At 63.4% G+C, this 24,375-nt stretch carries 23 protein-coding genes and 4 pseudogenes; 18 read left to right on the forward strand and 9 right to left on the reverse strand.

The genetic code is table 11. The annotated features are described in order from the left end of the window. Nucleotides 1-97: 97 nt before the first annotated feature. From NI18_RS26275 to NI18_RS26280, 3 genes are all read left to right on the forward strand, one after another. On the forward strand, nt 98-682 hold the full coding sequence (locus NI18_RS26275; RefSeq protein WP_306286199.1) for a hypothetical protein: 585 nt from the start codon (nt 98-100) through the stop codon (nt 680-682). Further along, entirely contained in the window at nt 670-1,761 is a 1,092-nt protein-coding gene (locus NI18_RS02205; protein ID WP_306286185.1) for an acetate kinase, read from the forward strand. The genes NI18_RS26275 and NI18_RS02205 overlap by 13 nt, the downstream gene beginning before the upstream one ends. Nucleotides 1,762-1,847: 86 nt before the next feature. After that, a complete protein-coding gene (locus NI18_RS26280) occupies nt 1,848-1,979 on the forward strand; it encodes a hypothetical protein (protein WP_306286186.1) in 132 nt (43 codons plus the stop codon). 442 nt (nt 1,980-2,421) lie between these two features. On the opposite strand, the gene NI18_RS02215 is transcribed toward NI18_RS26280, so the two are convergent. Beyond that, nucleotides 2,422-3,039 carry a glutathione S-transferase family protein gene (locus NI18_RS02215; RefSeq protein ID WP_037527748.1) on the reverse strand — a complete coding sequence of 206 codons (618 nt, stop codon included), beginning with the start codon at nt 3,037-3,039 and terminating at the stop codon, nt 2,422-2,424. 489 nt (nt 3,040-3,528) lie between these two features. Between NI18_RS02215 and NI18_RS02220 the strand changes: the two genes are divergently transcribed. From NI18_RS02220 to NI18_RS02230, 3 genes and pseudogenes are all read left to right on the forward strand, one after another. Next, on the forward strand, nt 3,529-3,927 hold the full coding sequence (locus NI18_RS02220; protein ID WP_037527750.1) for a transposase: 399 nt from the start codon (nt 3,529-3,531) through the stop codon (nt 3,925-3,927). Next, nucleotides 3,924-4,255: pseudogene (gene tnpB / locus NI18_RS02225) on the forward strand (IS66 family insertion sequence element accessory protein TnpB). The gene NI18_RS02220 and the pseudogene tnpB overlap by 4 nt, the downstream one beginning before the upstream one ends. 64 nt (nt 4,256-4,319) lie before the next feature. Next, nucleotides 4,320-4,942, forward strand: a pseudogene (locus NI18_RS02230) (IS66 family transposase zinc-finger binding domain-containing protein); the annotation flags it as partial. A gap of 55 nt (nt 4,943-4,997) precedes the next feature. On the opposite strand, the gene NI18_RS02235 reads toward NI18_RS02230, so the two are convergent. The 3 genes and pseudogenes from NI18_RS02235 to NI18_RS02250 form a co-directional block, all read right to left on the reverse strand. Then, a protein-coding gene (locus tag NI18_RS02235) for an IS3 family transposase (RefSeq protein ID WP_128082031.1) occupies nt 4,998-6,168 on the reverse strand; the annotation gives its coding sequence in 2 pieces (ribosomal slippage) (nt 4,998-5,892 and nt 5,891-6,168; 1,173 coding nt in all). Between the two features lie 359 nt (nt 6,169-6,527). Beyond that, complete coding sequence (locus NI18_RS02245) at nt 6,528-7,241, reverse strand: Crp/Fnr family transcriptional regulator (protein ID WP_037527752.1); 714 nt, start codon at nt 7,239-7,241, stop codon at nt 6,528-6,530. Between the two features lie 370 nt (nt 7,242-7,611). Next, nucleotides 7,612-8,490, reverse strand: a pseudogene (locus NI18_RS02250) (AI-2E family transporter); the annotation flags it as partial. 603 nt (nt 8,491-9,093) lie between these two features. On the opposite strand from NI18_RS02250, the gene NI18_RS02255 reads away from it, so the two are divergent. The 7 genes from NI18_RS02255 (at nt 9,094) to NI18_RS02280 (ending at nt 13,550) form a co-directional block, all read left to right on the forward strand. After that, nucleotides 9,094-9,678, forward strand: a complete 585-nt coding sequence (locus NI18_RS02255) for a GNAT family N-acetyltransferase (RefSeq protein WP_306286187.1) — start codon at nt 9,094-9,096, stop codon at nt 9,676-9,678. Between the two features lie 81 nt (nt 9,679-9,759). Then, nucleotides 9,760-10,485 carry an alternative oxidase gene (locus NI18_RS02260; RefSeq protein ID WP_084214983.1) on the forward strand — a complete coding sequence of 242 codons (726 nt, stop codon included), beginning with the start codon at nt 9,760-9,762 and terminating at the stop codon, nt 10,483-10,485. Between the two features lie 49 nt (nt 10,486-10,534). Further along, entirely contained in the window at nt 10,535-10,807 is a 273-nt protein-coding gene (locus tag NI18_RS24895; RefSeq protein ID WP_157840470.1) for a hypothetical protein, read from the forward strand. Beyond that, entirely contained in the window at nt 10,746-11,333 is a 588-nt protein-coding gene (locus NI18_RS02265; RefSeq protein ID WP_157840471.1) for a universal stress protein, read from the forward strand. Before NI18_RS24895 ends, NI18_RS02265 begins: the two co-directional genes overlap by 62 nt. A gap of 39 nt (nt 11,334-11,372) precedes the next feature. Continuing rightward, a complete protein-coding gene (locus NI18_RS02270) occupies nt 11,373-12,656 on the forward strand; it encodes a glycoside hydrolase family 130 protein (protein ID WP_198526923.1) in 1,284 nt (427 codons plus the stop codon). A gap of 79 nt (nt 12,657-12,735) precedes the next feature. Further along, nucleotides 12,736-13,161, forward strand: coding sequence for a CBS domain-containing protein (locus NI18_RS02275; protein WP_052148931.1), 426 nt, complete (start codon nt 12,736-12,738; stop codon nt 13,159-13,161). A gap of 38 nt (nt 13,162-13,199) precedes the next feature. Further along, complete coding sequence (locus tag NI18_RS02280; protein ID WP_037527858.1) at nt 13,200-13,550, forward strand: hypothetical protein; 351 nt, start codon at nt 13,200-13,202, stop codon at nt 13,548-13,550. A gap of 10 nt (nt 13,551-13,560) precedes the next feature. Here the strand turns inward: NI18_RS02280 and NI18_RS02285 are convergent, their stop codons facing one another. The 5 genes and pseudogenes from NI18_RS02285 to NI18_RS02295 all read right to left on the reverse strand — a co-directional run bounded on the left by NI18_RS02285 (nt 13,561) and on the right by NI18_RS02295 (nt 18,759). Beyond that, nucleotides 13,561-15,207, reverse strand: coding sequence for a SulP family inorganic anion transporter (locus NI18_RS02285; protein WP_037527757.1), 1,647 nt, complete (start codon nt 15,205-15,207; stop codon nt 13,561-13,563). After that, entirely contained in the window at nt 15,165-15,575 is a 411-nt protein-coding gene (locus NI18_RS21975) for a cation-translocating P-type ATPase C-terminal domain-containing protein (RefSeq protein WP_052148932.1), read from the reverse strand. The genes NI18_RS02285 and NI18_RS21975 overlap by 43 nt, the downstream gene beginning before the upstream one ends. 19 nt (nt 15,576-15,594) lie before the next feature. Then, on the reverse strand, nt 15,595-17,463 hold the full coding sequence (locus NI18_RS02290; protein WP_306286200.1) for an HAD-IC family P-type ATPase: 1,869 nt from the start codon (nt 17,461-17,463) through the stop codon (nt 15,595-15,597). 129 nt (nt 17,464-17,592) lie between these two features. Continuing rightward, nucleotides 17,593-17,655: pseudogene (locus NI18_RS26285) on the reverse strand (hypothetical protein); the annotation flags it as partial. A gap of 168 nt (nt 17,656-17,823) precedes the next feature. Continuing rightward, nucleotides 17,824-18,759, reverse strand: a complete 936-nt coding sequence (locus NI18_RS02295) for a L,D-transpeptidase (protein WP_037527860.1) — start codon at nt 18,757-18,759, stop codon at nt 17,824-17,826. A gap of 408 nt (nt 18,760-19,167) precedes the next feature. On the opposite strand from NI18_RS02295, the gene NI18_RS02300 reads away from it, so the two are divergent. The 5 genes from NI18_RS02300 (at nt 19,168) to NI18_RS02315 (ending at nt 24,213) form a co-directional block, all read left to right on the forward strand. Continuing rightward, a complete protein-coding gene (locus tag NI18_RS02300) occupies nt 19,168-20,529 on the forward strand; it encodes an MFS transporter (RefSeq protein ID WP_306286188.1) in 1,362 nt (453 codons plus the stop codon). 155 nt (nt 20,530-20,684) lie between these two features. After that, on the forward strand, nt 20,685-21,674 hold the full coding sequence (locus NI18_RS02305; RefSeq protein ID WP_037527759.1) for a 2-hydroxyacid dehydrogenase: 990 nt from the start codon (nt 20,685-20,687) through the stop codon (nt 21,672-21,674). Between the two features lie 103 nt (nt 21,675-21,777). Further along, nucleotides 21,778-21,909 carry a hypothetical protein gene (locus NI18_RS26290; protein ID WP_306286189.1) on the forward strand — a complete coding sequence of 44 codons (132 nt, stop codon included), beginning with the start codon at nt 21,778-21,780 and terminating at the stop codon, nt 21,907-21,909. 194 nt (nt 21,910-22,103) lie between these two features. Further along, nucleotides 22,104-23,591: a PAS domain S-box protein gene (locus NI18_RS02310; RefSeq protein ID WP_037527862.1), complete on the forward strand. Its 1,488-nt coding sequence runs from the start codon at nt 22,104-22,106 to the stop codon at nt 23,589-23,591. After that, entirely contained in the window at nt 23,584-24,213 is a 630-nt protein-coding gene (locus tag NI18_RS02315; RefSeq protein ID WP_037527762.1) for a response regulator, read from the forward strand. Before NI18_RS02310 ends, NI18_RS02315 begins: the two co-directional genes overlap by 8 nt. Nucleotides 24,214-24,375: the final 162 nt, after the last annotated feature.

Genomic DNA, 24,375 nt, shown 5'->3' on the forward strand with positions numbered 1-24,375 from the left:
GTCGGTGGCCGATCACTGCCTGCGCAGCCGCAATTACGTGAACGTGATCGTCGCCGGCAAGCAGCCCGAGGCGCAGTGGCTGGATATCGACGAAGCGGTGCGCCACTGCACCGCGGGCGCGGGAATCTGGCAATGGGCGAGCGACGCCGAGGATGAGGGTGGGAGCGAACCCGATGTCGTGATGGCGTGTGCAGGCGACGTGCCGACGCTGGAGACGATGGCGGCGGTGATGCTGCTGCGCGAATACGTCCCCGATATCCGCATCCGGGTGGTCAACGTCGTCGACCTCATGGTGCTACAGCCGCAGTCGGAGCATCCGCACGGGCTTGACGAGCGCGCGTTCGATGCGCTGTTCACGACAGACAAGCCGGTGATCTTCGCGTTTCACGGCTATCCCGCGTTGATCCACAAGCTCACCTACCGCCGCACCAACCATCAGAACATCCACGTCCGCGGCTACAAGGACGAGGGGACGACGACGACGCCGTTCGACATGGTCGTGCTGAACGATCTCGATCGGTACCGGCTGGCGCTCGATGCGATCCAGCGCATCCCGAGGCTCGCCGACAGGGTCGCGGCGGAAACCGCCCGCTACTGGAGCTTGATCGAGCGGCACAAGCTGTACGTCTATGAACAGGGCGACGATCTGCCGGAGGTGCGCGACTGGCAGTGGCGCCGGTGAGCGGTACGCCGCTCCGCGTCCTCACGCTCAACGAAGGGTCGTCGTCGCTCAAGTTCGGCTTGTACGGCGGGAGCGGAGGCGAGAACGCGGGCGCGGTCGAAGAGATCGCGTCCGGGGAGGTGGAGGGTACCGTCCCCGCCGACATGTTCGACCGGATCGACGCCGTACTGGCTGAGGCCGTGTCAGGTGGGGCGGCACGACCCGACGCGATCGGACACCGGATCGTCCACGGCGGCCCCGACCTGTGCGATCCGGTCTTGATCGACGCCGACGTGATCGCGCGGCTGGAACGGGCAACGGCGTTCGCGCCGCTGCATGCTCCAGCCGCGCTGTTGCTCATCCACGCGGCGCAAGCCCGCTACCCCGATATCCCGCAGATCGCCTGCTTCGATACCGGCTTCCACGCCGGCTTGCCCGACGTCGCAGCGATCTTGCCGGTTCCCAAGGCGTTGCGCGCGGACGGTGTCCGTCGCTACGGCTTTCACGGACTGTCGTGCCAGTCGATCCTGCATCAACTCGACACCCCGCTACCCGAACGGCTGATCATCGCCCATCTCGGCAGCGGCGCCAGTGTGACAGCGGTGCGCAGCGGCAGATCGGTCGACACCAGCATGGGCCTAACCCCGTCCGGCGGCATCGTCATGGCATCGCGCGCCGGCGACCTCGATCCAGGGCTGCTGCTCTATCTGCTGCGCGAGCGCGGCATGGATGCGGGCCAACTCGAAGATCTGGTCGATCGGCAATCAGGGTTGCTCGGCATCTCGGACCTGTCCGGCGACCTGCGAAAACTCCACGCCGCCGCCCCGACCAACCCCGACGCGCACCTCGCCATCCGCATCTTCTGCCGCTCCGTCAGCAAGCAGATCGCGGCGATGATGGCCTCGCTCGGCGGCGCGGACATGATCGTCTTCACCGGCGGCATAGGCGAGCATGACATCGCGGTTCGTGGAGCGATTTGCGACGACCTCGGTTGGGCGACGGTACGGCCCAATGAAACCGCGCCGGGAAGGGGATATGTTGCCGTAAGAATCCTTGCCTCGCAGGAAGCGCCGCCATCGCACGAGGCGTCATTGGCTTGATAGCCAGCGGCGCCAAACTACCGCTGAAGTGAGGCCGCACTGTCGCCAGGCTCACTCAGATTCGCCGCAACCGGGTAACTACGGTGATGAAGAAGGCGGTCGACCAGCCGAGCAAGATGATACCGTTTATTCCCTCGATCGCCGACACCAGCCGCCACCGTTCCGCCATGACGGCATCGCTGTACCCGATCGCTCCGTATGTAATGGTCGAGAAGTAGACGGCCTCGCGCAATCCTTCGACGCTCCGAGCCAAATATAGAGGAAAGCATATGTCCAGATTTCTACCCCGTGCAGTGCAAAAAGGCCCAGGATGGCTAATAATGTGATCGTGAAGCCGCGCAATGACAGGGCACTTATGCGCTCCTGTGCCTCCTCGCGGGCCTCTATCCGGAGCAGCTTGGCAAGGACGTGCAGCCCCGCGCCGTGGATCGCCACTGTCAGCGATACCATCAACGTCGCCAGTACAAGTTCGATGAACACGCTCTGATCCTTCGACTATCGGGCTGGCCCGTCAACGAGATTGCACAATGCGATGTCGGCACTGATCGTCGGTTACCAGATCTGGAGGTCTGGTCAGCCACCATCGACGATAGCGCCGTGTTTGTTTGCGAACGCAATTGCAGTGACTTTGCGGAGAAAAGTAAAAACGCGAACCTACGCTCAGGCCCCAGTTTCCCCTGCGCGTTCTATCGCCCGCTTGAGGCCAGGCTGCTCCGTCAGCCGCGCCAGGTAAGTCGTCAGCGCTGGATAGTCGGCAAGGAGCTTGGCACGATCCGCGACCTGCAGCAGATAGAACATCTGCATGTCGGCCAATGTCAGCTGCTCGCCCATGAGGAAGGGGCCCTTACCCACTCCGGCTGCGATATACCGCAGCGTCGCGTCCCGCCCCGGTGCGACAAAGGCATCCATCTTCTCCGAAAGGCCGCCCGTCATGCCGCCGATCAGCGTCAGCATGATCGGGAACGCAGCCGACCCTTCGACATAGTCCAGCCACTCGTCGTGGACCGCAGCGGCATCGCTGTCGCTCGGCGGCGAGAAGCGGTTCCCGCCGTAACGGGCGTCGATATAACGCAGGATGGCACTCGATTCCGCCAGCACGAGATCACCATCGACGATCACCGGCGACTTCCCGAGCGGGTGCACCGCCTTGAGTGACGCGGGCGCGCGGTGGTTCGCGTCGCGTTGATACTGTATCAGTTCGAAGTCCGTGCAGAGTTCGTCCAGCAGCCAGAGGATGCGGATCGCTCGCGAGCGTTCGAGATAGTGAAGCTGGATCATCGATGTTCATCCCATAGTAGGCAGATCGAATGTAGGCGCTCCCGATCCAGCCGCGGCGGCCGGCTGCCCGATATGAGATGAGGCGTGGCTCACGATGCTCAAGCGCGCCATCCGTGCCGCATCTCCTTGCCACCAATGGCGCCAATCATCTAGCAGTTCGAACAACGCGGCGACATCGACATCCATCAAGGGCATTGTGTATGAACCTCCTCCACATCGATTCCAGCCTCCTCGGCGAGAACTCGGTCAGTCGCGCACTTTCGCAGGCAGTGGACAATCTCCCGAAATTCAAATTCATTCAGAGACAAGCCGTATGTTGAACCATGCTTCGGGGGCGATGTTTATCTCTTCTTGGTAAGCGCGGTCTGAAGGCCGCCTTGCAAGGCGAGCGCTCGACGGGTTGATAGCGGCTCTTTGAACGGGGCCGTGATGTCAGACGAGACTATCGAACCAGTCGCAGATTTAACGAGTAGTCATACGACTGGTGATATGAGCGGTCGTATCGAGATTGTCGGTCGGGTGTCGGGTCGACGCCGCTGGACGGTCGAGCAGAAGCTGGCGATCCCACGCGATGCGTTTGGCCCGGATGGGTCGGTCCGGGCGGCGGTCGAGCGTCACGAGGTCGGCAGCGGCGCGATCTACACCTGGCGGCGTCAAGCTATGTCGGGTGCACTGAGCGGAGTGCCGGCCCGGCCTCAGACCGCATTTGCCGAAGTCCGGATCAGCGAGCCGCCCGTGATGCTGCCGGCGCCGCCCGTCGAGGCGGCAGCGGACGCCCGGACCGCGGGGCAGATCGGCATCGAGCTGCCTTCGGGTGTACGACTGACCGTCGACGGCGCTGTCGACGCCGAGGCGCTGTCGCGCGTGATCGGCGTGCTGGCGCGATGATCCCGCAGCCGACATCGACGCGGATATTCCTGGCATGCGGCGTCACCGACATGCGCAAGGGCTTCGATGGCTTGGCGGTATTGGTGCAGCAGGTTCTTCGGGAGAAACCACATTCCGGTGCGCTGTTAGCGTTCCGCGGCAAGCGCGGCGACCTGATCAAATTGCTGTGGTCCGACGGTCAGGGACTCTGCCTGTTTTCGAAGCGGATGGACCGCGGGCGTTCGTCTGGCCGGTGACCGCGACCGGCACAGTGGCGCTGACATCGGCGCAGGTGTCGATGCTTCCGGAGGGCATAGATTGGCGTCGTCCCGAGGGACTTGGTAACTAACATTGGCAGGTTAAAAACAGAGCTTTTCCGCCATTTTTGCTCGTGTGAGGATGCGCGAACTGCTATGGAAACGAGGTGTCGCAAGTCTCTTTCCCCATCTGATGCCGAGGCGCGGATTGCCGTGCTGGAGGCCTCGCTCGCCCGGGCCAATGCGGCACTTGCCGCCCGCGACCTGCTCATCGAGACACTGCGTGGACAGATCGCCCGTCTGCGGCGGATGCAGTTCGGCGCATCCTCCGAGAAGCTAACGCGCGAGATCGCCCAACTCGAACTCGCGCTAGAGGAACTGGAAACCGAGAGCGCAGTCCCGGAGATCGGCGCGACCTTGTCAGACACGCCCGTGCGGCCAGCACCAGCCGCGCGTTGCCCGACCACCTGCCACGCGCGGAAGTCGTCCACGAACCCGCCTCCGGCGCCTGCACATGCCCGGACTGCGGCGGTGCGCTACGCCGTCTCGGGCAGGACGCCCATGAAATGCTCGACGTCCTGCCGGTGCACTGGCGCGTGGTGCGGAACGTCCGACCGAAATATAGCTGCCGGACGTGTGAGAAGATCGTCCAGGCAGCTGCCCCGGTGAAGGCAGTCGCACGCGGAAAGGCGACATTCGCAACGCTAGCGCATGTCGTCGTCTCGAAGTTCGAACATCACCTGCCGCTTTATCGGCAGTCCGAGATGATGGCGGCCCAAGTTGGACATCGACCGCTCGACTGAGCAGCCCCCACCGGGTGGTCCGGGTAGATAGTTAGTGCATTGTCGCCTCCGCCGCCATTGCCGGGCGTAGGTGGAGCGAAGCGGAACCGAAGGCTGGCAATGGCGGGGTCGCTGCTGCTGGCGCTGGAGGTCGATAGCCCAGGCTGCTGTGTGGTCGGACAGTGTTATAGTGACGCCGCCACGCCTCGATCAGCACCCTTGCCTCGGCGAGGCTGTAGAAGATCTCGCCGTTGAGCAGCTCGTCGCGAAGCGAACCGTTGAAGCTCTCGTTATAGCCGTTTTCCCATGGCGAGCCCGGCGCGATGTACAGCGTCTTCACGCCGATCTGGCCGAGCCATTTCTGGACCGCGGTAGCGATGAACTCGCTGCCATTGTCCGACCTGATATGCGCGGGCGGCCCCCGGGCGATGAACAGCTCGGCAAGCGCCGCCAGCACGTCTTCGTGTTTCAACTGACGTGCGACGATCAGCGCCAGGCATTCCCTGCTGGCCTCGTCGATGATCGTGAGGATCCGGAACTTGCGCCCGTCGTGCGTTCGCGCTTCGACAAAGTCGTATGCCCAGACATGCCCCGGATACTCCGGCCGCAGCCGGATGCACGAGCCGTCGTTCAACCACAGCCGGCCACGCTTGGGTTGCTTCTGTGGCACCTTCAGCCCCTCACGCCGCCAGATGCGTTCGACACGCTTATGATTCACCGACCACCCCGCGGCATGCAGCAGTGCGGTCACCCGGCGGTAACCGTAGCGTCCATACTGCCCGGCCAGCGCAACGATGTCCTCAGTCAGTGCCTGTTCGTCATCTGCCCCACACGGCACTTTGCGCTGCGTCGACCGATGCTGCCCGAGCACGCGACACACCCGTCGCTCGGATACGTCCAGCACCTCTTTCACTTGGTCAATGCAGCGTCGGCGCGCGCGGGGCTTAGAAGTTTCCCCGTGCCGCCTCCTGCAGGATCAGCTTGTCCAGTGTCAGGTCGGAGATCGCACGCCGCAGCCGCAGGTTCTCCTTCTCCAAATCCTTCATCCGACGAGCCTGATCCGTCTTCAGGCCACCATATTCCTTGCGCCAGCGGTAATAGGTTTGCTCGCTGACCGCGATCCGCCGACACGCCTCGGCGGTCGTCCCGCCCTGGCCCAGGACGATTTCAACTTCACGCAGCTTCCCGATGATCTCTTCCGGCTTATGCTTTTTCGCAGGCATTCGTCGTCCCTTCCTTGATCCAGACTCTCATAGTCGTTGGACCGCTCAGAAGGGGGCAGCTCAGATGTATCTGACTGAATCACGGCTGAGTCTCCGATAAGCAGTAACTATCATATCAGCGATATATTCAAATCAAGCGGTGTTCCGAGCCGGATATAGCTCCAATGCAACACTGTCGATAGAGCGGTGCCCAATCCAAGCTGCCCCCCTTGAACGCTTAGCATGTGACATCATTCTTAAAATAACCAGTTTCGGTCAGGCCGAGCCAATGCCCCTTGTTTATTATCGATAAGATAAGATGGGTATTTATTAATACTGGGTTATATTGGAAGTGTTTAGTCGACTTACTTGATATATTATTAATGACTTGGCTTCGCGTGGAGATAGCTGGGATTGAAGCCAGCTACCGCATGTAATTCCTCGATGTTGCGCAACGTCAGGGTACGCTTCTGAAATTCCATCAACCCTTCATTACGAAGCCTTCTGAGCATCCGGTTGACATGGATCGATGTGAGGCCAAGCGCATTGCCGAGTTGTTCCTGTGTGAGCGGCACAGCGCAGGTCGAGCCACTTACGAGGCCAAGACATGAGAGACGGGTATGCAACTCGCACATCAGGTGTGCGATGCGCTGATACGCCTTCCGGTGAGCGATATTGACTAACCACGTCCGCAGCACTGCCGCATCGACAAGGGTCGTCTGCCAGAACGCTTGCGCCACATTGGGGCGATCGAGCAGCAGGGCTGTCAGGCGTTCGCGTGTTGCAGTGCCGATTGTCACCGGCGTGAGCGCGACTACACCATGATCCAAGCGCTTTAGAAGCGTTGTTTCGCCGTTGCAAAAGTCACCGGGCATTAGGAAGGCGGTGGTTTGCCGCGATCCGTCTACTAGGGTCACGCGGTGAGCTGCCCACCCGTCGATTATGACATGCACGTGTTCGGGTTGTTCACCTTCACGTAGAATGTCTCGGCCTCTTTTAAAATAACGCGTATTGCTGAAGATCGCGAGCAGGCTTGATCGGTCATCATCTGATAGGGCGATAGCCCTCTGCAGCTTGGCAATTAATTGGTCCATGCTCGCTTCAGAGCTTCATTCACTTTAACAAGCAAGCTCATTTAGTGGGCCGAGAATTAGCAGCTTCATAGCCGACGGCCACTACCGCAGTCATCAGCGTCAGGCGACGGCCGCTAACGCCATCAGCCCCCTCAATAGCGGACGGCCGCTTCTCTCTCATTATTTCTATTCAGCGGTCAGTTATATGAAAACCTAGTCGCAATCACGACTGTGCGACAAACAGGTGTTTTCGGACGGCAGCCGCTCGATCGTTGCAAAACGCCGTCGCCAATTCCGGTTGGCGACTATCGTGTGTTTTCAGACAGGTAACTACGCGTCCGTCGGTAGCCCACTGGCGCCGACAATCTCAGGCGACGCGATGGTACTGTGCTCATTGATAGGAGGGGCTATTCGCAGACCCGATTAGACTCCACACCGTGATGAAGATCGCTGCGGCAACGGGTCCGATCAGCAGGCCGTTAAACCCGAACGCCGCCAACCCACCAAGGGTTGTGACCAGAACTACGAAGTCCGGGATGTTTGTCTCCCGGCCGATCAAGATCGGACGAAGCACATTGTCCACCGACCCGATCACGAGAAGGCCAGACGCGGTCATAATCAGCCCGTGCCACATGTCAGCAGTCGCAAAGAGATAGATCGCCACCGGCACCCAGACAATACCTGTCCCCACGGCAGGCAGCAGGGACGAGAGCGCCATGACGACCGCCCACAAAAGAGCGTTGGGCACGCCGAGTAGGGCCATGATGGCACCGCCGACCGAGCCCTGTGCCGCCCCGCCTAGTTCGCCACCTTTAACCGTGGCGCGTACTACGGTCACGAAACGATCAGCGAGCAATCGACGATCGTCCGGTTTGAGCGGCACGACGTTGCCAATGCTGGTCGTCATCGACCGCCCGTCGCGGAGCAGGAAGAAGGTCAGGTAGAGCATCGCGGCAAGCGACAGGAGGAAGCTCGCCGCACTTTGGCCGATGGTCAGCGCGTGCGACGCCAAGATTTGCAGCCGCGCCGTGATACCGATCGACAGTTGTTCACGAAGGGAATCGAGGTCGGTGATACCGGTCCGCCGCATCAACCCTGCCATCCAGCCCGGCAGGGTCGCTTGGATACGTTCGAAGGTCGCGGCAATGTCGAGCTGACCAGACTGGATCTGCGTATAGATCGTGCCTGCCTGGTCGAGCAGGAACATCGACAGCGCGACACCCGGCACTACGCCCATTGCGACGACCACGAGCAGCGTGAGGATGGCGGCGAGATTTCGGCGCTTGGGGAAAACGCGAGAGAATACGGTTGTTCAAAGGCCAGAACATGATCGCGGCGACCACGCTCCAGAGGATCGCACTGAGGAACGCCCACACCGACCATAGGAACACAACGGTCACGGCAACGGCGACAACGCCGAGCGCCAAATGCGCCAGCGTCAGGTTGGGCCGCTGGCGGCGATGCGTGTGACGCGCGTCCTGCACGGCGCCCACCGTCATGCGACCACGTCGGCATCGGCGGTAACGCCGATATGTGCGGCATCGATGCTTGGCTCCCATGCCAGCTCGGCAAGAACAGCCTCCTGAAGCGCGCGATCGTGGGGCATCATGGTCTCTTGTAAGGATGGGCGAAACTGTTGAACCGGCTTCACCTTCAGGCTTGATGTAGCGCCGGGCGGCTGACGGCCTAGGATCGGGAAATACGTGCGCGGCCGATGGGATCGCGCACCGTGAGGAGTGTTGGCACTCGGATAATGCGGGGGCGCTTACGTGTTTCCCGAGCCTGCGACGGCCGTCTGCGACGGTCTAGAAGAGTCGACAGGGGCTGGTCGTAATGCCGATCGCCCACCCGCACTCATCGCAAGGGATCCACCGTGATCGAACTCGTCACCACTCGCCCGGACAGCCCCGGGGCACCGGCGCTACCGCTGCACGACGCGGACTGGAGCGCTGACCTGATCTCGCGCGCCGGCTACCATTTCCACGTGCGCCCTGCGGCGCCGGCGGACGAAGCGGCCCTCGCCGAGTTCTTCACCCATGTTGATAAGGAGGATCTGCGGTTCCGCTTTCTGAGCGCGGTCCAGAAGGTCGGGCACGATCAGCTGAAGGCGTTGGTAACGGTCGATCATACGCGCACCGAAAACTTCCTGGCCATCGAGAGCGGCACCGGTCTGGTCATCGCAACCGCCATGCTCGCTGCTGACGAGACGTTGACCAATGCCGAGGTCGCGGTCGCGATCCGGTCGGACTTCAAGCGCGGCGGGATCAGCTGGACGCTTGTCGAGCATGTCGTGCGGTTCGCCCGGTCCAAGGGCATCAAGACGCTGGAATCGGTCGAGAGCCGCGACAATCATCAGGCGATCAAGCTGGAGCGCGAGATGGGTTGGTCCGCCTCACCCTGTCCCGGCGATTCATCGCTCATCGTGCTGCGCATGGCCCTCGAACCCCAGGCGGCCTGATCGGGCAGCGATACTGTGCACGCCCGATCGCTGCCGTCCGACTTCGCCTACCAGCCCACGCCTGAACGCAGGAACATCATGATGGTCAATTCAATCCTTACCCCCGATGCGCGCGCGCTGGTCGACGAACGCGCAGCTGAGCCGGTCGTGCATCACGTCCCCAAGGGGTTTTCAGACCGGTTCGCGCTCGGCTTCACCAAGCTGCTGCGCTTCAGCGCCGATACCTTCTTCGCCAAACGCTACGGCCATCGTGCCATCGTGCTCGAGACGGTCGCGGCCGTGCCGGGCATGGTCGGTGCGATGTTCACCCACCTGACTTGCTTGCGGCGGATGCGTGACGACGAAGGCTGGATCCGCACCTTGATGGAGGAGGCCGAGAACGAGCGCATGCATCTGATGACGTTCATCGAGATCGCCAAGCCGACATGGTTCGAGCGGATGGTGATCCTCGGCGTTCAGGGCGTGTTCCTTGTCGGCTTCTCCATTCTGTATCTGGTCTCGTCGCGCACCGCGCACCGGGTCGTCGGCTACTTCGAGGAGGAGGCTGTCACCAGCTACACCCTCTACCTCCAGGAGATCGACGAAGGCCGGTCGCCCAATGTCCCGGCGCCGGCGATCGCCAAGCACTATTGGCAGATGGCGGACGATGCGACGCTGCGCGACGTTGTGCTCGTCGTCCGGGCCGACGAGGCGCATCACCGCGACGTCAATCACGGCTTTGCTAGCACGCTGGGCGGCAAACCGGCCGATCCGAGCACCATCGCCCCCTACCCGCTTCACGCGACCCAGCTTGCCGTCGGTGGCTGACCGCCGTCCTAAACCCGTCCAGGCGTCGTTAGATCAGATTGGAAGACCCATGCAGTCCATCCTTCTCCATATTCAGGACGACGATGATCTCGACGGCCGTATCGACGCGGCGGTGATCCTTGCCCATGCATTCGATGGGTACATCAGTTGCCTGCACACGACGCCTTATGGCGTTTATCTGACCAACGATCCTTTCACCGCGATGATGCTGCCCGTCGACTTTTTCGTCAAAGATGGAGCAGCTCGCTCTGGATCTGCGGTTGAAGGTCGAGGAGCGCCTGCGAAATTCAATTGCCGAGTGGGAATGGACCCACGTCGATGACGAAGCGCACCTCGCGCTTCTGCGCAGAGCACCAATTGCCGATGTTGTTGTTTTAAGCCTTGGATCGGACCGGAAGGCGCAGTCGCTCGCTGCGAAGGTCGCAGCGACGGCGCGCGCGCCGGTGTTGGCGGTACCGCCATCCGACAGGCCGTTCGATCCTGCCGGTATCGTGGCCATCGCATGGGATGGCTCTGCGGAGTCTTCGGTGGCGCTGCGTGCGTCGCTGCCGCTGCTGCGCAAGGCCGCATCGGTCCATCTCATCGAGATTGAGGACCGCACCGTGCGGACCCGCAGCGAGCAAGGCGCGCATTACCTCTCACGGCATGGAATCAAAGCCGCGGTCGTCCGGCGCGCCGCGGACAGCGGTGACGCCGGTGGTGCCATCCTGAAAGTAGCCGAGGAAGTGGGTGCCAGCCTGCTGGTCATGGGCGCCTATGGTTACTCACGCACCGCCGAGTTTCTGCTGGGCGGAGCTACCCAGGCGGTGCTTTCTAACAGCCGCATCCCCCTGCTGCTGGCGCACTAGCGCTCTCGATGCGGACCGATCCACAAGAGGAACTGCCGGTTGTCCAATGCTGCATTCGTCGATCGTCTGACCCTAGAGCTGCGCCCTGATCCTTCGCGGGTGGTGATCCGACCATATGTCCCCGGCGCCGACGGGGATCATGCGCGTGCAGGACGGATCGCGTCGCGCGTCATGGAGCTTGACGATGCAACCGTCGTGGACGAGCTGCGCGACCTGACCCGCGACTTTGCCGGGCATCATGCGCAGGTCGAGGCTGTGTTCCGGCGGCGATATGCCGAGGTCAAAGGGGTTATCGGTCACGATTACCCGGTGGACGATGCGCGTGCGTTGCTGATCGGTGCCTATTTTTGCCAGGAATATGGCTACGAGGCAGCTGCTCTCTTCAACCCCAGCATCGTGCCCCATCCGGACCAGTCAGAGGTTCCCGCAGGCTCGGTACGTTTCGTTCTGTCGTTACGCGCGGTCGGTGAAGGTCATGTCTCCTCGATCGCATTCAGGACGGGCCTGTGCGACGCATCCGGCGGAATCGTCCTAGAGCCCCAAGGCGCGCGGGCGATCGTACCGCAACTCGCGGATGCGGCCTTGGGCGGCTCGCGACCCGCGGGCGTCCGAATGCAGTGCGAGGCTGGCTACAGCCTTTCCGAGATCGTGATTTTCCCATCGACCCCGGCGCAACGCAACGGGATTGAGGATCTTCGCCTCGTTCGCTTTGCCGACTATGACGGAACGGTCTCGTGGCTGGGCACCTACACGGCCTATAGCGGCCAGGGGATTCGTCAGGAGTTGCTGCGCACTGCAGACTTCTGCTCGTTCGCCCTAGATACGATTCACGGATCGGCAGGCGCCGGCAAGGGCATGGCGCTGTTTCCGCGGCGGATTGCCGGTCGCTATGCCATGCTCGGTCGCGCCGACAACGAAACGATCTCGCTCGCCTATTCGGACGACCTTTACGAATGGTCCACGGGTGCGACGATCATCGAACCGCGATGGCCGTGGGAGTTTGTCCAGATCGGCAATTGCGGCTCGCCGATCGAGATTGCCGAGGGATGGCTGGTCCTGACCCACGGAGTCGGGCCGATGCGCAACTATGCGCTCGGCGCCTGCCTGCTTGATCGCAACGACCCGTCAAAGCTGCTGGGGCGTATGACCTATCCCCTCGTCCGCGCCGATGCGACTGAGCGTAAGGGCTACGTCCCGAACGTCACCTATAGCTGTGGCGCGCTCCTTCATGATCGCACGCTGATCCTGCCCTACGCGGTCGCCGACAGCTTCACGACATTCGCGACGATGCCGGTCGATCGCCTGCTCACAGCGATGCGATGAGCATGGTGCCACGATCAATACCGGCTCCGCCGAGGCCGTCTCAACCTCAGATAGGACGCGAGCGATGTTTGTAGAAGGAATGCTCCAAAGCGGGCGCACGACGCTGGCGACGATCGACAGCGAACAGCCGTTGATCAAAGCAGCGGGGCAGCTCGGCGCCGGGACCGACATTCTTGCCGTCGTCGGATCGGCCGGAATGCTGCTCGGGATAGTCACCAAGACCGACGTCGTCCGTCAGATGGCCGTGTGCGACGGTACAAGCTGCCGCTGCGCGGTCACCACTGTGATGACCACGGCTGTCACCAGCTGCACCGCGTCGGACCCCCTGCAGGACGTGGCCGACCGCATGAAGCGCCATCACCTAAAGAACATTCCTGTGATCGATGCCGAAGGTCGGCCGATCGGGATGCTCACGGCCCGTTCCGTGCTGCGCGTTTTGCTGGGCGACGCCGAGTATGAGGAAGCGCAACTCGTCAACTACGTCAAAGGCATCGGCTACCGATGACGCGCACCCACGAACTGCTCTCCCCAAAGGATGTCCCGATGCCCGATACAGACCAGAATCCGAGCGCGGCCGAGTTGCGTTTCCGTACCTTGTCCCGCTGGGATAATGAAGGCGGCTCGGTTGCCGCAGCGCCTGATCCGCATCCCACGATCGCGGCGCTTACCTCGGCCGAACTGATCCAGCTGCGCATCCGGACGATCGCGCTGGAGAACATGCTGATTGCGGTGTTGGCCGAGGGATCCGATCGCCAACTCGCCGTCGCACGGGAAATGGCCGAGTACATCGCACCGCGACCACGCTTCACGCATCACCCGCTGACGATCGAGGCGGGCCGTCACATGACATCGCTCGTCGATCGTGCGGTCCACTTCCGCACGATCCAGCCGTAGCGGTCGCACGCTAAGCCATCCGCGCTCTGGCAAGGGCGTCGGCATAGGTCGCCGTTCGCGCCAGCAGGCCATGACGGTCGTCGATGCGCGCGCGTGCGAGCATGGCGATCACATCGGGTCGCGGGGTGCAGACGATCACGCGCGTGCCCGCTGTTCCTGCACGGCTGACCAGTTCGCCGATCGCCGCTGCGCCGCTCGCGTCGAGCACCGGCACATTCTCCAGGCGGACGATCAGCACGCGCGGAATCCTCCCTAACTTGCGATAGGCATCCATCAACCCTGCGGCCACGCCGAAGAAGAACGGGCCGTCGATCCGGAATACCTCGACGTCTGCGGGCAACGCCAGGCGCTGGTCGACCTCGTCTTTGCCTGTTGCGTCGCCGCTGTCGATGCTGACCGTTTCGCTCATCCGCGCCACGAACAGGAGCGATGCCAGCGTCACTCCGACCCCGATCGCGACCGTCAGATCGACGAGCACCGTCAACGTGAAGGTCAGGAGCAGGATGGCCCGGTCGCTGTTTGGCATGCGCAGCACCTCAAGGAAGCGATCGTGCTCGCTCATGCCCCAGGCCACGACGAACAGGATCGCGGCAAGCGCGGCCATGGGTACGAACCCCATCAGGTCGGCACCGAAAATCAGGAACACGAGGATGAAAACGGCGTGCAGCATGCCGGCGACCGGCGTCTGCGCGCCTGCCTTTATGGCGGTTGCGGTCCGCGCGATCGCGCCCGTTGCCGGAAGGCCACCGAACAGGGCGGATGCGATGTTGGCAAAGCCCTGCCCGACCAGCTCTTGGTTCGATCGGTGTCGCGATCCGATCATGCCATCAGCCACCACGGCGGACAGCAATGCCTCCACGCCTGCGAGGAAGGCGATCGTGAAGGCCGACGGCAGGACAGCCTGCACCTTGGCCAGCGTCCATAGCGGCAGCGCCGGAATCGCAATGCCACTGGCCATGTCAGGGAAGCGCGAGCCGATCGTCTCGACGGACAGGCCGGTTGCAACCACGAATATGGATGCCAACAGGACCGCGACTAGGAACCCCGGTATCTTGGGAGACAACCGGCGCAGGATGACGATCGTCGCGAGCGCGCCAATCCCGATCGCCATCGTTGCAAGATCCACTGTTCCTAACGCACCGAAATAGGCGGCCCATTTCGACAGGAAATCTGCTGGGACGTTGGCCAGGCGCAGCCCGAGGAAGTCGCGCACTTGACTAGAAGCGATGATGACCGCGATGCCGGCAGTGAAACCGGTGACGACGGTGTAGGGGATGAAGCGGATCAGATCACCAAGACGGGTGTACCCCGCAACGATCAGGATGATCCCGGCGAGTAAGGTCGCGAGGATCAGTCCGTCATAGCCGTGCTGCGCAATGACGTTGAAGACGACCACCACGAACGCGCCGGTCGGCCCACCGATCTGCACGCGTGAGCCGCCAAGCGCGGAGACGAGGAACCCGGCAACGATGGCGGTAATCAGACCCTTGTCGGGGGATGCGCCACTTGCGATCCCCAGCGCCATCGCCAAGGGGAGCGCAACGACAGCCACGGTTGCTCCGGCAACTGCATCCGCCCGCAACCGTGAAAGGCTATAGCCCTCGCGCATCGTCGTCACGATCTTGGGGAGGACGGTGCCTGGCGTTCGATCAGCCATGTCGGGTGTGGCGCTGCCAGCGCGCCACAATCTGCTTGGTCGCTTCGGTCACGACGACCGTCGACACCGTCGCGCCGAGACAGAACCAGAGCGTCCGCGTCGTGACCGGGGGAGGTGCCGAGGACGCCACCCAACGGGGGCCAGAACATGGCCACCAGCTGCAGCGCGACCGCGATACCGATACCCAGCAACAGCCAGGGGTTGGAGAACAGCGGTTCGCGGAAGATCGAGCGGCGCTCGCTGCGCATGCACAGCACATAGACGTTCTGGAACAGCACGGTCATCAGCAGTACCGCGTTCTGGATCTCACCCAAGGGGTGCCCGTCACGTCTGAGGGCATAGACCAGGAAGAGCGCAAAGCCCGTCATCACCAGGCAGGCGGGATCATCAGCGCGATCGCGCTGCGATCAAGCAGCGGTTCGCTCGGTCGCCGCGGAGGCTGGCGCAGCTCATCACCCTCCCCGCGGCCAAACCCCAGCATACGTCCTGCGCGCCATTGGTGACGAGGTTGAGCCACAGGAGCTGGACTGCGGTCAGTGGCATCGGCAGGCCGAATGCCACCGCGCCAAGGAACATGCCGATCTCGGCCATGCCGGTCGCCAGCAGGATGATGACGATCCGCCGGACATTGGCATAGGTGACGCGACCCTCTTCGACACCCGCCACGATCGAGGCGAAATTGTCGTCCGCCAGCACCAGATCGGCTGCACCGCGGGCGACGTCGGTGCCGGCGATACCCATCGCGACGCCGATATGCGCCGCCTGGAGCGCGGGCGCGTCGTTGACGCCGTCTCCGGTTACCGCGACCAGCTCGCCGCTGGCAGCCAAGATCTGGACGATCTCGAGCTTCTGCACCGGCTCGATCCGCGCGAACACGCGCCCTTGCAGCACCAAGGCCGACAGCTTGGCCGGCTCGTCCGCCAAGGTGCCCATCTGCGTGCCTGTCACCACCTGATCCTCGCGGACCTCGAGTCCGAGCCCGCGCGCGATCGTCAGCGCCGTGCCGGGATGATCTCCCGTCACCATGCGAACGCCGATCCCGGCTTCGGCGCAGCGTGCGATCGCCGCGGGCACCTCCGGGCGGACCGGGTCGATCAGTCCGAACCAGCCCAGGAAGACGAGGCCGGTCGGTGATACGGGGTCGACCGTCGCCGATCCGTCCGACGTGGCAACGGCGATGATCCGGTATCCCTCGGCTGCCATCGCATTGGCCTTGGCGATCGTGGTGGCGTCGACCGGGCGGCACATCGGCCGAACGACTTCCGGCGCGCCCTTGGCGAACACGCGGACGCCCTGCCCTTCGTTGACCGCCACGGTCGAGAATTTGCGGGCTGGCTCGTAGGGCAGCCCTGCGATCCGACCGATCGACTGGATTGCCGCCAGATCAGCGCCATTGTCCCGGGCGAATCCCAGGAGGGCCACGTCGACGGTGTCGCCCACCGGAATGCCATCAGCACCGAGCGACGCTTCGTTGCAGAGCGCGGCGGCGCGGGCGATGGCGACCAGCGCGTCTGCATTCTCCGTCCATTCCGCACGATCGAACGCCCGGCCGTCAGCCAGCAGGATGCGCTCGACCGAGAGCACGTTACGGGTGAGCGTGCCCGTTTTGTCGCTGGCGATGATGGTGCAGGCGCCAAGCCCCTCGACTGCCGGCAGCGAGCGGACGATGACCTTGCGCGCCGCCATGCGGCGCGTCCCCGCCGCGAGCGCGACGGTGACGGCGATCGACAGCCCTTCGGGGATCGCCGCGACGGCCAGCGCGACGGCCAGGATCAGGATCTGGTCGCCTGGGCGGCCTTGGACGAGCAGGACGATCGCGAAGGGGACGATCAACGCAATGCTGGCAATGCTGATCTGCCGTGCCAGCCGGTTGAGGCGCACGACGAGCGGCGGGGGCGTTGCCTCGGTATCGCGCAGCGATGCGTCGATCGCCCCAAGCGCCGTGTCGGCACCGGTCGCCACGACGACGCCGGCGCCCCGGCCCTCGTCGATCATTGTGCCCGCGAGCAGCATCGTCGTACGGTCACCGGGCGGCGTACGCTCGTTGAGTGGCGCGGCCTCGTCCTTCAGGACCGCGACGGATTCTCCGGTGAAGGTCGATTGGTCGACCCGCAGGGCCGCGCTCGACGACAGCCGGATATCGGCGGGGACCGCCATGCCGCTTTCCAGCTCGACGACATCGCCGACCACGATGTCGCGTGTGTCGATCACCGATACGGATCCCCCGCGACGGACCGGGGCGGTATGGCCGATCATGTCGCGCAAGGCCGCGAGGCTCCCCGCGGCCTTGCCTTCCTGGAACGTCCCGATGAGTGCGTTGACGATCAGCACTACGCCGATGAAGCCGGCGTCGGTCGTGTGCCCCAGGCCGAGCGATACGGCCGCTGCGGCGACGAGCAACCAGATCAGCGGGCTGTTGAACTGCCGCACGAACAGCCGGATGACCGAGCGTCGGCGGGGGCGCCAATTCGTTCAGGCCGTCCCGAACGAGGCGCGCAGCCGCCTCGTCAGGTCCGAGACCTTGGTCGGACGTGCCGAGCCGGGCCGCGATGTCCGTGCTCGACATCGCATGCCATGCGATGACCGGGGCGGTTTCCTCTCGGGTGCGGTCGGCGATCATGGGCGGTCCGCCTCGATCACCGTCACCGCCTTGCCGGTGCCCGCGCTCGCCAGCGTCTCACGCGTGACAAGCAGCGTTGTGCCCGGCGTGAGCACCGTCGCCAGCGCTGCACGAAAGCCATCGGGAAGACGCCCCTTCGCCCGGTCCGCGTCGCTCAGCTCCCCGGTTCGGGTTTGCCCAGGCAGCGGCAATCGCAGCCAATGCTCTCCCCCGCCGTCGATCGCCTGAAGCGTGAACGCCGCGGTCTCTTCGACCGGTGCCTCGAGGTCGATGGCGCTCGATCCGATCTCGACGCCGTTGCGCAGGACGACCACCCGGCGGTCGCGACCGCTGACGACGATCGATACCGGACCGGTAGGAGCGCGCGCCGGGTTCCAGGCAAAAGCGGTATCGCCGCTGGTAGCACGCGCGTTGCGCTTCAGAACGCCGGGGGTCGTGACCACTACCGGAACCAGGGCGTCCTGCGTGATGACCACAGTGATGCCCATCTTCGTGATGCCGAACAGCAGCTTGGCGAAGGCCAGCGGCATCCGGATACAGCCATGCGAGGCGGGGTAGCCCGGCAGGTTGCCGGCGTGCATGGCAATCCCGCCCCAGGTCAGCCGCTGCATGAACGGCATGGGGGCGTCCTTGTAGAGGTTGGACACATGGTCCTCATCCTTCTGGAGGACGGTGAACACCCCCGTCGGCGTCGCGAAGCCCTTCGTACCTGTCGATACCGTCGAAACTCCGATCGCGACGCCGTTGCGATAGGCATAGGCCTTCTGGGCCTTGAGGCTGACGATGATCGTGACCGGTCCCTCGGGTGCGATCCCGGGCGCCCACAGATATTCGCCCGGTTTTAGCGCCTCGATCCTGCCGTCTGCGGCGGGGATCGGTTGCGTTTGCGCAGCTACCGAAACCGGCACCGCCAGCGCAACCGCGATCGCCATCAACATTTTGCCCGTCACGTCAGGTCGACCGCCACGGCCAGCCTGGACGTAAGGCCAGCGCCTTTCACAAAGCGCCGGGGGCGGCGAACCTGGAGTGGATCGAAGGCACGGGCATTCGACCGCGCAGCGCCGTCGGCAAGGTGTAGAATGGGGCGGCACGGGACCGCGGCGGGGCCGTCCGAAGTGCGGTTGATCGTCATGGCTGTTGGGTCCGATTCCTGCGGCCGTTGCCGCTCCACCCACCTCGCAGAAGGCGGGGGGTAAGAAAGGCCTACCGGCCTGGCCGGTCGCGCATCACCATCGGAAATTACGCAGATATCATGCGGGTTCAGCGATCTCGCCGAGCGGGCGATCTGACCTGGCCGGCAGGTACGGGCGACTGCGTAGTTTCCGAGCGTAGCGACCGGAATGCTCGACGCGCTACCCAACGAGGCCAACGATGCTTCCGACAGCAAGGTCATTTTCGCCGCTGTCATGCGTCTCGCGCGCCCGCTCATGGGTCATTTCGCCGAGGATCCATCCATGCCGAGCCACGACCCCGTAGGAGCCCGCATTGGCGTGCCGACGCAAGCAGCGGTCGCCGACGCACCGCCTGTCCAGCTCAAGCCGCTGATCCTGCTGGCTTGGGCGCTGTGCGCGGTCTTCTACTTCTTCCAATATGCCGTCCGTTCGGCGCCGGGTGTCATGCAGCACGAACTCTCGGCTGCATGGGGCGGCAATCACATCGGCGGGATGATCTCGGCCTATTACGTCGCCTACGCGCTGATGGCGCTGATTGCCGGCGTCCTTCTCGATCGATACGGGCCGCAACGCACGATACCTTACGGCATCGCCGTCGTCGGTCTGGGGTGCCTCGTGTTCGCCCAGGGCAGCGAAGCGGCCGGCATGGCTGGTTTCGTCCTCCAGGCTATGGGTGCGATTTTCGCCTTTATCGGGGCATCCTACGTGGCGGCCCGGTATCTGCCGTCACGGATGCTCGCGTTGTTTATCGGTCTGACGCAGTGCCTCGGCATGGCCGGTGCCGCGTTCGGGTCGAAACCGGTCCACATGCTAATCGATCCGGCCGGAAGCCTTCATCTGTCGTGGCAGTATGTCTGGATCGGCTTCGCCGTCGTCGGCTTCGTGCTGGCTGTCGCCACCTGGATCGTCATGCCGCGCGACAGCGGTGACAGTGCGTCCCATCACGGCCCGCTTTCCGCCGCCAGCCTTGTCCAACCCTTCAAGACGGTCCTCGCCAACCCGCAAAGCTGGCTTGCCGGGGTAATCGGAGGGTTGCTCTTCCTGCCTACCACGATCGGCGCGCTGGTTTGGGCGACGTCGTTCCTCAACGGCGGAAAGGATCTGTCGATGGCCGCTGCCGCCACGGAAGCCTCGATGGTGCCGATCGGCTGGGTGATCGGATGTCCGTTGCTCGGCTTCGTAGCCGACCGGCTCGGCCGTCGCAAACCCGTGCTGATCACCGGTGCAGTGGTGATGCTGGCGGCCGGTCTGACCGCGATCTACGTGCCGCACGGCCTGCTTCCGCCCTACAGCGTTGCGCTTGTGCTCGGCATCGCATCGGGGGCTGCGATGATCCCCTTCTCGATGATGAAGGAGACCAACCCATCTGCAGTCAAGGGCACCGCTGCCGGTGTGATGAACTTCCTCGTCTTCCTGACCAGCGGCATCGTCTCCCCCTTCATCTCCCGGCTGATGGTCCCGCAGGGCAAGCCGCTCACGCTGCCAGAGTTTCAGAACGGGTTCCTGCCGCTGGTCGCGGGCGCGTCGTAGCGATCGGCCTCAGCCTGTTCCTGAAGGAGACGGGCCATGCGCGCGTCGCAGATCGCCCATCACGCGCCACTCCGCCTTCCCCGACACTCGCCGTGACCTGAACCGCCTTCCGGCGTCCAAGCCTCGGTATTCGCACTCACCCGAAAGCATGCTCAATGATCGTCACCGTCTTCAGTACCAAATCCTATGATCGCACCTTCATGGAAGAGGCCGCAGGCTCCCTTCACACCCTGAGGTTCATGGAGGACCGGCTGACGGCCGCGACCGCGGCACTGGCGCAGGGCTCAACGGCGGTGTGTGCCTTCGTCAACGATCAGGTCGACGCTGCCGTCCTCCAGGTCTTTAGGGATATTGGCGTCGAAATGGTCGCGCTCCGATCGGCAGGGTTCAACAATGTCGACATGACCGCGGCCAAGCGTCTGGGCATCGCCATCGCCCGTGTGCCGGCCTATTCGCCGGAGGCGGTTTCGGAGCATGCGGTTGCGCTTATCCTGTCGCTCGATCGTAACATCCACCGCGCCTATGCTCGGGTGCGGGAGGGCAATTTCGCGCTTGAGGGACTACTAGGTTTCAACCTTCACGGCCGAACGGTCGGCATCGTCGGGACCGGGCGTGTGGGCGCGGGCGTCGCGCGGATCATGCTCGGGTTCGGGTGCAAGGTCATCGCTTATGACGTCGTGCCGAATGTCGCCTGCGCCGCTCTCGGTGTCACCTACACCACGCTTGATACCCTCCTAGCGGAAGCGGACATCGTCTCGCTGCACTGTCCCCTCACCGATGCGACGCGCCATCTCATCGATGCGGCCGCGATCGATCGCATGAAGCATGGCGTGATGCTCATTAACACGAGCCGGGGCGGCATGATCGATACCGCAGCGGTGATTCAAGGTCTGAAGAGCGGCAAGATCGGCCATCTCGGTCTGGACGTTTATGAGGAAGAAGAAGAGCTGTTCTTCGAGGATTTGTCGAGCGAGGTCATTCAGGACGATGCCTTCGAGCGGTTGCTGATGTTCTCGAACGTGCTCGTCACCGGTCACCAAGGCTTCTTCACGCACGAAGCGCTGTCCGCGATCGCCGAGACGACGATGGCCAATCTATCGTCGTTTGAGGCGGTCGGGCATGCCACCTATCAGCTGGCCGGATAGGCCTGACGGGTATAGCGCCGGTCGACCGGCGATGTGTGAAACCACAATATCGCCATGCCGAGCAATCGCCCAACACTCCCTTGAACAACTAGGGATGACGATCATGCACACGGCAATCCAGACGTTCTTCAAGCCGATCATCACTATGAATCCGCGTGTTTCAATCGGAGGCGGTGTTCTTTCACTGCTGGTCGCCGGCGAGATTGCAATGACGCTTCTCAGGCCATTGACCTGATCTTGCGTCATACTGGCTTGCGAAGCGTTGACCCGGCATGGGTTGCCGACTGTTCGGGATTTTACCCGGCCGGAGGCAAACTGTCAGATGATCGATTTTCTTACCCACAGACAATCTGCACCGCCTTCGTGAACGAGGGGCTATTCCGTGGCGATCGGTCGGACGCTGATGCCGTCGCGCGCAGGAATGCGGTCGTGGCCGAAGAGCTTAGTCTGCTGATCGACGGGGCGACGGGCTACGCGATCTATATGCTGGACGCCGAGGGTCGCGTGACCATCTGGAACCGCGGTGCCGAACGGATGAAAGGTTGGACCGAGGCGGAAGTCATCGGTGCCGATCTCGCTATCTTCTACACACCGGACGACGTTGCGGCCGGCAAACCGGCCGATGATCTCGCACGCGCGGCCGCTCTCGGCCGCATCGAGGAAGATAGCTGGCGTCTGCGCAAAGACGGCTCGGAGTTTCTCGCTGGCGTAACGCTTACCGCCCTGCGCGATGACGCCGGCGAACTGCGCGGCTTCGGCAAGGTCATCCGTGACGTCACCGACCAGAAGGCGTCAGAAGCCGCACTTGTCCGGCGTGAGCATCACCTGCGGTCAATTCTCGCGACTGTACCCGACGCGATGATCGTGATGGACGAATGCGGTATCGTATCGTCGTTCAGCACCACTGCCGAGCAATTGTTCGGCTACGCGAAGGCAGATGTCATCGGCCAGAATGTCAGCATGCTAATGCCGCCCGCCGACCGGGACGGGCATGATGGCAACTTACGGGCCTATCTGCAGACCGGCGTTCCCAACAATATCGGCAATGTCCGCGTTGCGACCGCGCAGCGGGCCAACGGCGAAACCTTCCCGATCGAGCTGGCCGTCGGCGAGGCTTCGATCGGTGGGGAAAGGATTTTCACCGGCTTCGTGCGCGATTTGACTAACCGGCATCAAACGGCGCGTCGGATGAAGGAGCTCCAATCCGAGCTGGTTCATGTTTCCCGCGTCAGCGCAATGGGAACGATGGCCTCCACGCTCGCGCACGAGATCAACCAGCCCTTGACCGCGATCGCTGCCTATCTCGAGACTACCCGCGCTATGATCGGAGAGACCGAGGACGGTCTGCTTGGCGAGATTGCAGAGGCTCTGGAGCTTGCGGCTGCCCAATCGCTCCGCGCTGGCACGATCGTGCGACGGCTGCGCGCGTTCGTCGATGGTGGCGACACCGGTTTCAAGGCCGAACGGCTCGACACGATTGTCGAGGAAGCCACCAGCCTTGGCCTACTCGGCGCGCATGAGGCGGGGGTCAGCGTAACGATGACCATCGCCGCGGGGCTCGAGACGGTGCTGGTCGACCGCGTCCAGATCCAGCAGGTGCTGGTCAATCTCATCCGCAACGCGATCCAGTCGATGGCGTCTTCGCCTTGCAAGGAGCTGACGATCGTGACCGCGCCCGATCGCGATGGCTGGGTGCGCGTCACCGTCGCCGATACCGGCACAGGCCTGTCCCCGGACATTCGCGATCGCCTGTTCGAAGCGTTCGCAACTACAAAGGAGGACGGCATGGGCCTTGGCCTTTCGATCTGCCGCACGATCGTCGAGGCGCATGGCGGCCGGATTTGGGCAGAGGCCGGCGCCACATCGGGGACGGCCTTCCATTTCTGCGTGCCCTTGGCAGGAGCCGAAGATGTCTGAATCCACACGCACCGTCCACATCGTCGACGATGACGAGGCGATCCGGCAATCGGTAGGCTTCATGCTCCGCAAGGCCGGCCATAGCGTCGAAACCTATGCGTCAGGCGTGCAGTTCCTGAAAACCGCCACGCGCGAGATGCACGGTTGCGTGCTGCTCGACGTCCGGATGCCCGAGATCGACGGGCTGGAGGTGCAGGCGCGGCTTGCCGAACAGGGTATCATGCTCCCGGTCATCATGCTGACCGGCCACGGCGACGTGACGCTCGCGGTGCGCGCGGTAAAGGCCGGGGCGATCGAGTTCCTAGAGAAGCCGTTCGAGCGGACCGCGTTGCTGGCGGCGATCGACGAAGCGTTAAGCCAAGCCGGTCGAAACGATCGCGGCCAGCTCGCGGCAGCGGAAGCCTCGGTCCGCCTCGCGGCGCTAACGATGCGCGAGCGTGACGTACTCGACGGCATGGTCTTGGGACGGCCCAACAAGCTGATTGCCTTCGACCTCAGTATCGCGACGCGGACGGTTGAGGTTCACCGTGCCAACCTGATGGAGAAGCTGGCCGCGCGCAGTCTGTCCGATGTCCTGCGGATCGCGTTCGCGGCAGGGCTTGGCGAAGCACATCCCGGCTAACTGCCGGCCCCCTCCCCCTCGCCTTCTACGTACAGACGTGGGGCCTTCTGCCATGCGATCCTTGGAGAAACCCAAGGATATCCGCATGCAAAACGCTACCAGGCCATCGTCACGGCAGATGATCGGCGTTTCCCTCGTCGATGGCGATTCCGCTATTCGGCA

Source organism: Sphingomonas sp. Ant20, assembly GCF_000783375.1.
GTDB classification, from domain to species: domain Bacteria; phylum Pseudomonadota; class Alphaproteobacteria; order Sphingomonadales; family Sphingomonadaceae; genus Sphingomonas; species Sphingomonas aerolata.

What these genes read in the sequence shown, in the direction of transcription:
- NI18_RS26280 (WP_306286186.1), top strand. Translation starts at nt 1,848, where the DNA reads ATGAAGAAGGCGGTCGACCAGCCGAGCAAGATGATACCGTTTATTCCC.
- NI18_RS02215 (WP_037527748.1), bottom strand. Translation starts at nt 3,039, where the DNA reads ATGATCCAGCTTCACTATCTCGAACGCTCGCGAGCGATCCGCATCCTC.
- NI18_RS02220 (WP_037527750.1), top strand. Translation starts at nt 3,529, where the DNA reads ATGAGCGGTCGTATCGAGATTGTCGGTCGGGTGTCGGGTCGACGCCGC.
- NI18_RS02245 (WP_037527752.1), bottom strand. Translation starts at nt 7,241, where the DNA reads ATGGACCAATTAATTGCCAAGCTGCAGAGGGCTATCGCCCTATCAGAT.
- NI18_RS02260 (WP_084214983.1), top strand. Translation starts at nt 9,760, where the DNA reads ATGGTCAATTCAATCCTTACCCCCGATGCGCGCGCGCTGGTCGACGAA.
- NI18_RS24895 (WP_157840470.1), top strand. Translation starts at nt 10,535, where the DNA reads ATGCAGTCCATCCTTCTCCATATTCAGGACGACGATGATCTCGACGGC.
- NI18_RS02275 (WP_052148931.1), top strand. Translation starts at nt 12,736, where the DNA reads ATGCTCCAAAGCGGGCGCACGACGCTGGCGACGATCGACAGCGAACAG.
- NI18_RS02280 (WP_037527858.1), top strand. Translation starts at nt 13,200, where the DNA reads ATGCCCGATACAGACCAGAATCCGAGCGCGGCCGAGTTGCGTTTCCGT.
- NI18_RS02285 (WP_037527757.1), bottom strand. Translation starts at nt 15,207, where the DNA reads ATGGCTGATCGAACGCCAGGCACCGTCCTCCCCAAGATCGTGACGACG.
- NI18_RS21975 (WP_052148932.1), bottom strand. Translation starts at nt 15,575, where the DNA reads ATGACGGGCTTTGCGCTCTTCCTGGTCTATGCCCTCAGACGTGACGGG.
- NI18_RS02290 (WP_306286200.1), bottom strand. Translation starts at nt 17,463, where the DNA reads ATGATCGGCCATACCGCCCCGGTCCGTCGCGGGGGATCCGTATCGGTG.
- NI18_RS02295 (WP_037527860.1), bottom strand. Translation starts at nt 18,759, where the DNA reads ATGGCGATCGCGGTTGCGCTGGCGGTGCCGGTTTCGGTAGCTGCGCAA.
- NI18_RS02300 (WP_306286188.1), top strand. Translation starts at nt 19,168, where the DNA reads ATGCTCGACGCGCTACCCAACGAGGCCAACGATGCTTCCGACAGCAAG.
- NI18_RS02305 (WP_037527759.1), top strand. Translation starts at nt 20,685, where the DNA reads ATGATCGTCACCGTCTTCAGTACCAAATCCTATGATCGCACCTTCATG.
- NI18_RS26290 (WP_306286189.1), top strand. Translation starts at nt 21,778, where the DNA reads ATGCACACGGCAATCCAGACGTTCTTCAAGCCGATCATCACTATGAAT.
- NI18_RS02315 (WP_037527762.1), top strand. Translation starts at nt 23,584, where the DNA reads ATGTCTGAATCCACACGCACCGTCCACATCGTCGACGATGACGAGGCG.